General features: G+C 68.6%; 9 protein-coding genes. All 9 read left to right on the top strand.

Annotation, left to right across the window (positions count from 1 at the left end):
- Positions 1-107: 107 nt before the first annotated feature.
- The 9 genes from AC23D6_RS17060 (at position 108) to rarD (ending at position 12,480) form a co-directional block, all read left to right on the top strand.
- Positions 108-1,172: a 3-deoxy-7-phosphoheptulonate synthase gene (locus tag AC23D6_RS17060; protein WP_487750397.1), complete on the top strand. Its 1,065-nt coding sequence runs from the start codon at positions 108-110 to the stop codon at positions 1,170-1,172.
- A 124-nt stretch (positions 1,173-1,296) separates the two neighbouring features.
- The gene (locus AC23D6_RS17055) at positions 1,297-3,639 is read left to right on the top strand and encodes a putative bifunctional diguanylate cyclase/phosphodiesterase (RefSeq protein ID WP_487750396.1); all 2,343 of its coding nucleotides are present in this window, start codon (positions 1,297-1,299) and stop codon (positions 3,637-3,639) included.
- A 96-nt stretch (positions 3,640-3,735) separates the two neighbouring features.
- Positions 3,736-4,161 (top strand): DUF2141 domain-containing protein, encoded by a 426-nt coding sequence (locus AC23D6_RS17050; RefSeq protein WP_487750395.1) that lies wholly within the window; start codon positions 3,736-3,738, stop codon positions 4,159-4,161.
- Positions 4,162-4,171: 10 nt separating this feature from the next.
- Positions 4,172-5,689 carry a carotenoid oxygenase family protein gene (locus AC23D6_RS17045; protein ID WP_487750394.1) on the top strand — a complete coding sequence of 506 codons (1,518 nt, stop codon included), beginning with the start codon at positions 4,172-4,174 and terminating at the stop codon, positions 5,687-5,689.
- 514 nt (positions 5,690-6,203) lie between these two features.
- The gene (gene lipA, locus AC23D6_RS17040; protein WP_487750393.1) at positions 6,204-7,220 is read left to right on the top strand and encodes a lipoyl synthase; all 1,017 of its coding nucleotides are present in this window, start codon (positions 6,204-6,206) and stop codon (positions 7,218-7,220) included.
- Between the two features lie 206 nt (positions 7,221-7,426).
- A complete protein-coding gene (locus tag AC23D6_RS17035) occupies positions 7,427-9,607 on the top strand; it encodes a carboxy terminal-processing peptidase (RefSeq protein ID WP_487750392.1) in 2,181 nt (726 codons plus the stop codon).
- Between the two features lie 86 nt (positions 9,608-9,693).
- Positions 9,694-10,536 carry a bifunctional transcriptional activator/DNA repair enzyme AdaA gene (locus AC23D6_RS17030; RefSeq protein ID WP_487750391.1) on the top strand — a complete coding sequence of 281 codons (843 nt, stop codon included), beginning with the start codon at positions 9,694-9,696 and terminating at the stop codon, positions 10,534-10,536.
- A gap of 133 nt (positions 10,537-10,669) precedes the next feature.
- Entirely contained in the window at positions 10,670-11,578 is a 909-nt protein-coding gene (yedA, locus tag AC23D6_RS17025) for a drug/metabolite exporter YedA (RefSeq protein ID WP_487750390.1), read from the top strand.
- Positions 11,575-12,480, top strand: a complete 906-nt coding sequence (gene rarD / locus AC23D6_RS17020) for an EamA family transporter RarD (RefSeq protein ID WP_487750389.1) — start codon at positions 11,575-11,577, stop codon at positions 12,478-12,480. Before yedA ends, rarD begins: the two co-directional genes overlap by 4 nt.
- The last annotated feature ends 69 nt before the right edge of the window (positions 12,481-12,549 follow it).

Here is a 12,549-nt window from a genome sequence, read left to right as displayed (position 1 = left end):
ATCCCACGGCGGTGGCGAGGCTGCGTTCATTCTAGGTAGACACCAGAAGAATCCCCTTGAAGCCGCCAGCGAACCTGGCGGCTTTTTTATTGACTCCGGAGACACCCATGGCCCCCCACACCGACGATCTGCGCATCAGGAAACTCGATGAGCTGGTCACCCCCGCTGCGATCATCGGCGAACTGCCCTGCGACGACGCGGTGTCGCAGACGGTGTCCGAAGCGCGCGACGCGCTGCACGGCATCCTGCACGGGCACGATGATCGACTCGTGGTGGTGATCGGCCCCTGCTCGATCCACGACCCGGCTTCCGCGATGGAGTACGCCGCACGCCTGAAGCCGTTGCGCGAGGCGTTGGCGGGCGAGCTGGAAATCGTCATGCGCGTCTATTTCGAGAAGCCGCGCACGACGGTAGGCTGGAAGGGCCTGATCAACGATCCCGCGCTGGACGGCAGCTTCGACATTAACCGCGGCCTGCGCCTGGCGCGCGGCCTGCTGCGCGACATCAACGCGCTGGGGTTGCCCGCCGGCTGCGAATACCTGGACACGATCTCGCCGCAGTACATCAGCGACCTGGTCGCTTGGGGAGCGATTGGCGCGCGCACCACCGAAAGCCAGGTGCACCGTGAGATGGCTAGCGGGCTGTCGTGCCCGGTGGGCTTCAAGAACGGCACCGACGGCAACGTGAAGATCGCCGTGGACGCGGTGGGCGCGGCCTCGCATCCGCACCATTTCCTGGCCGTGACGAAGGAAGGCCGCTCGGCGATCGCCGCCACCGCGGGCAATCCGGATTGCCACGTCATCCTGCGCGGCGGCAAGGCGCCCAACTACGACACCGCGAGCATCGAGGCCGCGAGCCAGGTGCTCGCGAAGGCCGGCTTACCGGCGCGACTGATGGTCGATGCCAGCCACGCCAACAGCGGCAAGAACCCCGACAACCAGCCCGCCGTGGTGGACGACATCGCACGCCAGCTGGAAGGCGGCGAACGCCGCATCGTCGGGGTGATGGTGGAAAGCCACCTGGTCGGTGGTCGGCAGGACCTCGTCGAAGGCGAACCGCTGCGCTACGGCCAGAGCATCACCGACGGCTGTCTGGGCTGGGAGGCCTCGGTCGAGGTCCTCGAGCGATTGGCGGCCGCGGTCCGGATCCGTCGATTGGCCAAGGCGGCGTAAGCGCCTCGCGACGATGTCCGCTCCGGCACGAGCGCACCGAAGGGGAGGGTGTCGATCACGCGCGCCGTGGTGACGCCGGTGCAACGGCGTCCACCGGCGCGGATCGCGGGCCAAGGGGACGCCGATGCCGTGGAAGGAGCTGCGCCAATGCTGGGCCCTGCCGCATGCCGATGCGGCCACGCGCGCGGTATTGCTGGACCGGCAGCTGCGCAATCTATTCCGGGTCATCCCGTGGTACGTCGCGTCCAACCTGCTCACCGGCATCGGCGTCTTCCAGGTCATGGCGCCGTTCCTGCAAGGGCGCCGATGGCAGCCCTGGGCGCTCGCCTTCATCGTCGTCCACGTAGGGTGGGCCGTGCATGCGGTCGGCCGGTGGCGCTATGCCCGTCGGCCGGGGACGCAAGGACTGCAGTTGCCGGACCTGTGGGTATCCGCCGCGTGGTGCAGCCTGGCGGCGCTGGCTTGCGGGGTCGGCCTCTATCTGGGCGCCCCGCTCGCCGCGAGCGACGGCAGCCGGCTGCTGTTGGCCGCCTATACGCCGGGGCTGATCGCTACCGGCGTGCTGGTGGGCATTACCGCGCCATTGGTGTCGTTCCTCTGGCTGGTCATCCTGACCGTGGCGTCGTGCCTGATGGTGGCGCGACTGGACTTCCTCGCGCAGGGCATGACGGTCGTGCAGCTGTGCTGTTACGCGGCGATGCTGACCGTCGCCTTGTTGTTCGTCTCGCGCATGCTGGTGAAGCGGATCGAGGCGGAGACGTCCGCAGCGCGGCAGAAACACATCGTGGGCCTGCTGCTGCGCGAGTTCGAGAGCAACGCCAATGACTGGCTGTGGGAAAGCGACCGCGACGGCGTTCTGAGCCGGGTCGGGCCGGGCTTGGCGCGGATGCTGGGGCGGGGTGACGCGGCCTTGCTGGGGAAACGGCTGGACACGCTGTTCGCGCGGCAGCGGCTGATTGTCGTGGCCAGCGATCGGGAGGTTGGCACGGAAGCGCTACGGCGACGCCTGGGCACTCCGATGCCGTTCGCCGGGGTGGTGGTGGAAGCCGCGACCGCCGAAACCTGCAGCTGGAAGATCAGCGCGCGGCCGCTGCATGCGCCTTCGGGCGCGTGGACCGGCTGGCGCGGGGTCGGCTGCGATGTATCCGACGCGCGCCTGCGCGAAGCGGAAGCGCTGCAACGCGAACGCCAACTGCACCATCTTGCCCACCACGACGCGCTGACCGGACTGCCGAACCGGCGCCATTTCCTCCAGCAACCGCACGCGGGAACGGTGCCGGGAGCGAGGGGCGCGGTGGCGCTGATTGATCTGGATCACTTCAAGAACGTCAACGACAGCCTCGGGCATCCGGTCGGCGACACCGTGCTGCGCCTGGTCGCGCGACGGCTGCAGCACGTCTGTCGGGCCGGCGACGTACTTGCGCGCCTGGGTGGCGACGAGTTCGCCGTGCTGCTGCGCGATGTGCGTGCGGATGCCCCGGAAGAGGATATCCGGCACCGCCTGCACGACGTGCTGCTGGCGCTACGCCAGCCCGAGTGGGTCAACGGATTCCGTGTGGACGTGCGGGCCAGCATCGGCGTGGCACTGATTCCGGACCTGCCCGTGACTCAGGACGAACTGTTGAGGCGCGCCGATACCGCGCTGTATGCGGCGAAGAGCGAGGGTCGCGACACCGTGCGCCTTTACGACCCGGCGATGAGTGCCCATCTGCGCGAGCGGTTGGCGCTGGTCAGCGATCTCGCCGCGGCGGTGGACAGCGACCAGTTGGAGATCGACTACATGGCACTGCACGCCGCCGATACGCGGGAAGTGCGCGGATACGAGGCGCTGCTGCGGTGGCGGCATCCCCTGCACGGGCGCATCAGTCCGGCCGACTTCATCCCCGCGGCAGAGGAGTCGGGCCTGATCCTGCCCGTCGGCCTGTGGGTGCTGGAGCGTGCCTGCCGCGATGCGTTGCGGTGGCCCTCGTCGATCGTGCTGGCGGTCAATGTGTCGGTGGTGCAGTTGGCGTGGCCGCCGTTCGTCGATGCGGTGTTGGACCTGCTCCACCGCGTCGGCCTGCCGCCTTCGCGCCTCGAGCTCGAAGTCACCGAATCGGCCCTGGCACGCGAACCGGCGGCGGCGCGCGCGGTGCTGGCGCGATTGCGTGGCAGCGGCATCCGCATCGCGATCGACGATTTCGGCGTGGGCTATTCGTCGATGGCGCAGTTGCGCGACCTGCCTTTCGACCACATCAAGCTCGACCAGTCGTTCGCGGCGGGCCTGCTGCAGGACGCGCGCGACACAACCGTGGCGATCATCGCCGCCATCCTCCAGCTCGCCCGCACCTTGCAGGTGCCGGTGACGGCGGAGGGCGTGGAGCAGCAGGCGCAACTGGATACGCTGAGCGCGCTGGGGTGCACGTCGGTGCAGGGTTTCCTGCTGGGGCGGCCCGCACCCGCGGACCGGCTGCCGACGATGAAGTGACTTCCGGCAGGTCGAATCGATGACGGTTGGCAACTGACCCAGGCGCGGGTGGGAAGGAGACTGGCCCTACGTTCCCGCCACCGACCGGAGTCCGCCATGAACCGTTTCGCCCGCCGCGCTCTCGTACTTTCCGTCTTGTTTGCCGCCACCGCCGGTGCGCACGCCGCCGAGCTCACCGTGGTGTTGAGCGATGTCCGCGCACAGACCGGCCTGATCAAGGTCGCGCTGGTCGATTCGCAGGCTGCGTGGGACGGCCAGGCCGCGCCGGTACAGGCGACGGGCGCGCCGCCCAGCGGGGGGCAGGCCACGTTCGTGTTCAAGGACCTCAAGCCGGGGTCCTACGCGGTGTTGATCACCCACGACGAAAACGGCAACGGCCAGCTCGACACCAACGCGATGGGCATGCCGCTGGAGGGCTACGGCTTCAGCAACAACCCGCGCGTGATGCGCAAACCGACGTGGGACGAGGCGCGCTTCGATCTGGCCGGCGCCGCCGACCGCATCGACGTCAGCCTGCGCTGAGGCCGCTGCCATGGACCGTCGCCGCTTCCTTCGCAACCTGGTGTCCGGCGCCACCGCCCTGGCCATCGCGCCCGCGCTGCTGCGCGGCGAGCAGGCCTTCGCCGGCGATCCCGCGCGCTTCGCCGAGGGCCTGCGCGAACACCCCTGGCTGGCCGGCTGGAAGTCCGTGCAGTCCGAAACGCTCGGTCCCGCGACGGTGTCGCTGGAAGGCCGCATGCCGGCCGGTTTCGCCGGCACCCTGTACCGCAACGGCCCGGCGTGGACCGAGCGCGCCGGCTTCCGTTACGAACACTGGTTCGATGGCGACGGCATGGTCCATGGTTGGCGCTTCAACGGCGACGGCACGCTGACCCATCATGCGCGCATGGTGGCCACGCCGAAGTTCACCCGCGAGCAGAAGGCCGGCAAGTTCCAGTATCCGGTCGCGGGCACGTCGATCCCCGACATGCAGCCGATCCGCAACAACGACGATGCGAACACGGCCAACACCTCGGTGACGATGATCGACGGCCGCCTGTTCGCATTGTGCGAGGCAGGTTCGGCGTTCGAACTCGATCCCGACCAGCTCACCACACTCGGCCCGGTGACGTGGCGCCCGGACCTGGCGGCGATCCCGTTCTCGGCGCATCCGCTGGTCGACCGCGATGGCTCGTCGTGGAACTTCGGTTCGATCTCGATGCTGGGCGGCAACGGCCTGATGGTCTGGCATATCGGCCGCGACGGCCGGCTCGCGTCCGCCGACGTGCTGGAGACACCGGTGCCCGGCTACCTGCACAGCTTCGCGATGACCGATCGCCACCTGGTGTTCGTGCTGATGCCGTTCCGCTACGCCGAGGGCTCTGGCGCGTTCTTCGAGCGGTTGCGCTTCCAGCAGGACCAGCCGCTGCGCATCGCGGTGGTCGACAAGGCCGCGCCCTCGGTGGCGCGCTGGTTCGAGGCCGACTTCGCGGCGATCTACCATTTCGGCGACGCGTTCGAGCGCGATGGCCGCATCGTCGTGCGCGCGGTCCACCATCCCGACGTCGACGACGCGCGCTCGCCGATGAAGGCGGCGATGAGCGGGCAGGCCGATGCGCATGGCGGCCAAGGCCTGGTACGCGAGCTGATGCTGGACCTGCGCACCGGTCGCGCGCATTGGGAAGAGACCGGCGTGGCTGGCATCGAGTTTCCCGTGTTCGACGCACGCACGCCGTCCGCTGGGCCCGCGCGCCTGTACGCGCCGGTGCACGCCAGCGCATCCACCGCGCCCTACTTCAGTGGCGTAGGCGCTTTCGACCTCGCCCGCGGGCGTCGGCAGATCCACGACTTCGGGCCGGACGTGCTCGTCGAAGAGCATCTCTTTGTGCCACGCCCGGGCAGCCGGCGGCCGGACGACGGCTGGCTGGTCGGCACGCTGCTGGATGGTCGTCGCGGGCGCAGTGGCATCGCCGTGTTCGATGCGCGCCGCGTCGACGCCGGCCCGCTCGCCCAAGGGTGGCTGCCGTACACGGTGCCGCTGGGTTTCCATGGGCACTTCGCCGCGCGTTGAGCGTATCGCGCGAGGCAGGACGACCCGTCCCCGGCTGCTGCGAGCGCTTGCCGCGCGTCCATGATCGGGAAGGCCTGTTCAGGTAAACGCAGTGAAGAACGTAATGCGAATTTTCGAAGGCGGCTCTTCAATTGGTCTGATATCGGTAACATCCTTTCCTGGCTTGGGTTTTGCTCGCATTCATTTTCGTGACATCACAACACCGACGGCTGAACTGCCCGGTTTTGTTTTGCAGTGCAGCGTGCATGACCTGTAACGCACCCTTCACGATGGCCCCGCATCCCGACGTGGGGGAGGGAGCAAGCCCGCAACTGGCCTAGCCTTTGCGGGCTTTTTTATGCCTGCTCCGCACGAACAAAAACCCAACGTTTGCTGCGCAAACCTTGGGTCCCGAGCCGCGCCACCACACCCGTCAACTCCACCGCGCCCCCCGGCTTAGGGGCTCTGCGCCAGTCGTCTTCCATGAAGGCAGGTGCCAGCCAGAGGCGACCGGCGAAGCGTTAGAATTGCGGCCATGGCCGACACCCCCGCACGCGCAATTCCCCTTGAGGTCGTCAGCGCCTCGCCCGCCCCGCTCGAAGCCGGCGCCAAGCAGCTCGGCGGAGACAAGATCGCGCGCTCGCCGGTCCAGTTCGCCGACGCGCCGGTGCTGCGCAAGCCGTCCTGGATCCGCGTACGGATCCCGTCCGATGGCTCGGTGGCCAAGCTCAAGGCCAAGTTGCGCGAGAACCGCCTGGTCACCGTGTGCGAAGAGGCCAGCTGCCCGAACATCCACGAGTGCTTCGGCCACGGCACGGCGACCTTCATGATCCTCGGCGAGGTGTGCACGCGCCGGTGCTCGTTCTGCGACGTCGCCCACGGGCGGCCCAAGCCGCCGGATCCGTCCGAGCCGCTGAGCCTGGCGAACACCGTGGCCGACATGGGCCTGAAGTACGTCGTGGTGACCAGCGTGGACCGCGACGACCTGCGCGACGGTGGCGCCCAGCATTTCGTCGATTGCATCGCGGCCATCCGCGAGCACTCGCCGGCCACCCGCATCGAGATCCTCACCCCGGACTTCCGCGGCAAGGGCCGCATGGACCGCGCGCTGGAGATCCTGGCGGTCAATCCGCCGGACGTGTTCAACCACAACATCGAGACCGTGCCGGACCTGTACCCGAACGTCCGCCCCGGCGCCGACTACCAGTGGTCGCTCACCCTGCTGCAGCGCTTCAAGCAGCAGCATCCGCACCTGCCGACCAAGTCGGGGATCATGCTCGGCCTGGGCGAGACCATGGAGCAGGTGCAGGGCACGCTGCGCGACCTGCGCGCGCACGACGTCGACATGGTCACCATCGGCCAATACCTGCAGCCCACGGCGCACCACCACCCGGTGCTGCGCTACTGGACGCCCGAAGAGTTCAAGGCGCTGGAGGAGTACGGCATGGCGCTGGGCTTCAGCCACGTCGCCTCCGGCCCGCTGGTCCGTTCGTCCTACCACGCCGACCAGCAGGCGGCGCAGGCCGCCCACGCCGCCCGCCAGGCGGTCTGACGCTTCCTTCCGCGATGCTGGCCCGCGCGGGCCGGCGCTTGCGTGCATGCTGTCCGGCCGCGGCACGGGCGCGGTTCACCTTTCCCTACGCCAGGGCCTTTAGGCTGCCGAAAGGCAGATGACAAGGCACGCAACTTTGTGCACTGTCATCGTGTCGAATCCGCCACCTGTTCCAGCCTGACGGCCCCCCGGGGCCACGAGTACCCATGAAACTGAAGAAAGCCCCCCTGCTGTTGCTGGCCCTGGCCCTGTCGACCCCGTTGGCGCTGCTCGCGCGCGGCGACGGCGACGCGATCGCCGTGGCGCCCACGGCGGACCAGGCCAATACGTCCAAGCTCGTCTACGGGCTGCTGTCCGACAGCCGTTACGCCTACCGTCCGCGCCCGCTGGACGATGCGCTTTCGCAGGACGTGTTCAAGCGCTATCTGGAAGCGCTGGATGGCGGCAAGCAGTTCTTCACGGCGGCCGACGTGGCGCGCTTCGCCCCGTACAAGACGAAGATGGACGACGCGATCCGCAGCGGCGACCTCGCGCCCGCGTACGACATCTTCACCGTCTACAAGCAGCGCGTGGGCCAGCGCGTGTCGTATGCGCGCGCGCTGCTGAAGCAGGACTTCGACTTCACCGGCAACCAGCGCTGGGACTACGACCGCGAAGACGCGCCCTGGCCGGCCGACGGCAAGGAGCTGGATGCGATCTGGAAGAAGTCGGTGATGAACGACTGGCTGCGCCTGAAGCTGGCCGGCAAGAAGCCCGACGACATCCGCAAGACGCTGGACAAGCGCTACGCCAACCTCCAGCGCAGCATCAACGAACTCAAGACCGAGGACGTCTTCCAGACGTTCCTCAACGCGTATACCAGCGCGATCGACCCGCATACCGATTACTTCACCCCGCGCACCGCCGAGAACTTCAACCAGTCGATGTCGCTGTCGCTGGAAGGCATCGGTGCGGTGCTGCAGCGCCAGGACGACCTGGTCGCGATCCGCGAGATCGTGCCCGGCGGCCCGGCCGACCTGAGCGGCAAGCTGACCGTGGGCGACCGCATCGTCGCCGTGGGCCAGGGCAAGTCCGGCCCGATGACCGACGTGATCGGCTGGCGCATCGACGACGTCGTCGCCCAGATCCGCGGCAAGAAGGACACCCAGGTGCGCATCGAGTACATCCCGGTGGAAGCCGGCATCGATGGCAAGCACCAGACCGTGACGATCACCCGGCAGAAGGTGAAGCTGGAGGAGCAGGCCGCCAAGGCCGAGACCATCACGCTGCCCGCCGACGCCAGCGGCCCCGCGCGCCGCATTGGCGTGATCAAGCTGCCGGCGTTCTACCAGGACTTCGAAGGCCGTCGCCGCAATCCAAACGACTTCAACTCGGCCACCCGCGACATCGCCAAACTGCTCGCGCAGTTCAAGGCGCAGGGCGTGGACGGCGTGGTGATGGACCTGCGCAACAACGGCGGCGGTTCGCTGGACGAGGCGGTGGAACTCACCGGCCTGTTCATCGACAAGGGCCCGGTCGTGCAGGTGCGCGAGTCCGGCGGTCGCGTGACCGTCAACAGCGATCGCAAGACGGGCGTGGCCTGGGACGGGCCGCTGGCGGTGCTGATCAACCGTGCGTCCGCGTCGGCGTCGGAGATCTTCGCCGGCGCGATCCAGGACTACGGCCGCGGCCTGGTGATCGGCGAAACCAGCTTCGGCAAGGGCACCGTGCAGAACATGGTGGACCTGGACCGCTGGCCCGCCAACGAAGCGCCGCGCTTCGGCTCGGTGAAGCTGACCATCGCGCAGTTCTTCCGCGTCGCCGGCGGCAGCACCCAGCACAAGGGCGTGGTGCCGGACATCGCGTTCCCGGTGAGCGTGGACGCCAGCGAGTACGGCGAGAGCACCTACGACAACGCACTGCCGTGGACGCGCATCGCCGCGCTGCCGCACACCACCTACGGCAACTTCGCGCCGCTGCTGCCGCGCCTGCAGGCCCTGCACGCGGCGCGTTCGGCCAAGGACAAGGAATTCCAGTGGTGGTCGGAAGACGTCGCCCAGTTCCGTGCCGAAGCCGCGAAGAAGTACGTCTCGCTCAATGAAACCGAGCGCCGCGCCGAGCGCGATCGCCAGGACGCGCAGCGCAAGCAGCGCCAAGCCGAACGCAAGGCGCTGGGTCTGGCCCTGGACCCGCTGGCCGACGATCTGGCCGACGATGGCCTGGGCGCGTCCGAGCGCGACATCGTCCGCGACGCCCAGCGCGAGAAGCTGGCCGACAAGCGCCCGGATCCGCTGCTGCGCGAATCGGCGGCGATCCTTGGCGATGCGATCGAGATCCTGGGCCAGGACCGCAAGTTGTCCGCGCAGGTCCTGCCGGATTCGCCGGGTCCTGGCCGCTGGGCCGAATGAGTTTCCTGCGCGGGGTGTCCGCCACCCCGCGCAAGATCCGGATAGCGCGCCCGCACCGCCCGGCCTAGTCTGGGCGCATGGACACCATGACGCGCCGCCCTGCCGCTTCCCCTGCGCCTTCACCCGATCCGCTCGACGTCGCGCGCCGGCTGCTTGATGACGGCGAACCTTCGCTGTCGGAGCTGGCCGCACGCACCGGCCTCAGCGCCTCGCACCTGCAAAGGCGCTTCCGTGCGCGCTATGGACTGAGCCCCGCCGAATACCTCGCCCGTAAGAAGCTCGGCACGCTGAAGTCGGCGTTGCGCGAAGGGCACGACGTCACCACTGCGCTGTACGACGCCGGCTACGGTTCGCCGTCGCGGCTGTACGAGACGGGCGCCACGCGATTGGGCATGACACCGGCCACCTACCGTGCGGGCGGGCGCGGCGTGGCAATCCGCTGGACGCTGGTGGACACCGTGCTGGGCCGCGCGCTGGTAGCGGCCACCGAGCGCGGCATTTGCGCGATCGAACTGGGCGATGACGACGGTGCGCTCGAGCAGCGTTTGCGCGAAGAATTCCCGCAGGCGCAGCTGGAGCGCGTGGAAGCCGGCCGCGACGATTTCCTCGCGCCGCGCCTGCAAGCGGTGGCCGAGCGTTTGGCGGGCCGTGAAGCGGAGGTGCCCGTGGACCTGCTGGGCACCGGCTTCCAGCAGCGCGTCTGGGATGCGTTGATGAAGGTGCCCGAGGGCGACACCGTCAGCTATGCCGGCCTTGCGCGCCAGCTGGGTGCGCCGCGTGCCGCGCGTGCGGTGGCCAGTGCATGCGCACACAACCGAATCGCGGTCGTGGTGCCATGCCATCGGGTGATCCGCGGCGACGGTTCGCTCGGCGGCTACCGCTGGGGTCTGCCGCGCAAAGAGCAGTTGCTCGCGCGCGAGCAGGGCTGATCCTGTCCGCAACCGGCTTGAGCGGAATTCAAGCCGTACCGGAAAGGTTTCAACCGGCCGGTGACGGTCCCGGCACGCCGCCGGTCCCCGCCTGGCCTAGAATTACGGCATACCGAACACCCCACGGTTCCCCATGACTTCGTCCGTTTCCGCCGCCGCGCCTGCGCGTGGCGGTCTTGCCGTCGCTGCCGCCCTGGCCATCGTCTACGTGGTCTGGGGCTCGACCTATCTCGGCATCCGCTTCGCGCTCGAAGGCGGCTTCCCGCCGTTGCTGATGGTGTCGGGCAGCCGTTTCGTCGCGGCGGGCCTGGTGCTGTACCTGTTCCTGCGCTGGCGCGGTGTCGCCGCGCCGACGCGCGCGCAGTGGAAGAACCTGCTGGTCATGGGTGCGTTGCTGCTGCTGATGGGCAACGGCATGGTGGTGCTGGCCGAACAGACAGTGTCGTCCGGCTTGGCGGCGGTCGCCGTGGCATCGATGCCGTTGTGGATGGGTCTGTTCGGCGCGATGCGCGGACAGCATCCCACCCGTGGCGAATGGCTGGGCATCATCGTCGGCTTCGCCGGCGTGGTCTGGCTCAATGCCGGCAGTTCGCTGACCGGCTCGCCGGTGGGACTGGTGCTGCTGCTGATCGCGCCGATTGCCTGGGCCTACGGCTCGGTGTGGTCGCGCGGACGCGACCTGCCGTCGCCGTTCATGACGGCCGCCGCGCAGATGCTGGCCGCGGGCGTGATGCTGGTGACCGCGGGGCTGCTGCATGGCGAACGCTTCAACGTGGCGGACTGGACGGTCAACGGCGCGCTTGCCGTCGCCTATCTGGCTGTGTTCGGTTCTATCGTCGCGTTCACCGCCTACGTGTGGCTGCTGCACCACGCACGTCCCGTGCTGGTCGGCAGCTATGCCTACGTCAATCCGGTCATCGCGGTGGCGCTGGGCGCCTTCATCGCCGGCGAGACCTTTACCGCGCATGATCTCGGCGCTATGGCGGTGATCCTGGCCGGCGTAGTGGTCATCACGCTGGCGCGTGCGCGGCAGTCGAAATGACCCCGCAACCTCTCGACCGCAAAGGGCTGGCGATCACCGTCGGCACCTTCCTGATCTGGGGCGTGGTGCCGCTGTACTGGCACCTGCTCAAGGCGGTGCCGTCTTTCCAGATCATCGCCCACCGCATCGTGTGGAGCGCGGTGCTCGTGCTGGGCTGGCTGCTGCTCAAGAACGGCCTGGGCTGGTGGCGGCAGATCCGCGCGCAGCCGCGCGCCGTGCCGCTGCTGGGCATCAGCAGCCTGCTGATCGCGTTCAACTGGGGCCTCTACATCTGGGCGGTGAATGCCGGCCATGTGGTGGAAACCAGCCTGGGTTATTTCATCAATCCGTTGATCAACGTGGTGCTCGGCGTGCTGGTGCTGCGCGAGCGCCTCTCGCCTGCGCAGTGGATCGCGGTGGCGTTCGCGCTGGTGGGCGTGGCCTGGCTGACGCTGCAGTCGGGCTCGCCGCCGTGGATCGCGTTGGGCCTGGCGTTCTCGTTCGGCCTGTACGGGCTGGTGCGCAAGCTGGTCGCGGTGGACGCGGTCGCGGGCCTGGGCGTGGAAAGCCTGTACCTGTTCCTGCCGGCGCTGGCCTACGTGGTGTGGGGCGAGTTCGGCCACGGTGGTGGCTTCATCGACGGCTTCGGCTGGAAGAACACCCTGCTGCTCATCCTCGGCGGCGTGGTCACCGCGGTGCCGCTGATCGGTTTCGCCTACGGTGTGCGCCGCATCCCGCTCTCGATGGTGGGGCTGCTGCAATACATCGCGCCCAGCCTGCAGTTCCTGATCGGCGTGCTGGTGTTCAAGGAAGCCTTCGACGCCACGCGCGCGATCGGCTTCGCCGCGATCTGGGCGGGCCTGGTGATCTTCGCCAGCGACGGCCTGTGGCGCGCGCGTCGCCGCGAAGTGGCAGCGGCGTAAAGCGGAGCTTGCTCCGCTGTTCGGCGAACTCAGGCCGTTAGCCGAGCGAGCTCGGCTCTACAACGGCGC

The organism is Pseudoxanthomonas sp. G3, assembly GCF_057654715.1.
The sequence above is the reverse complement of the archived record's forward strand: the minus strand, read 5'-3'. Positions and strand labels throughout refer to the sequence as shown.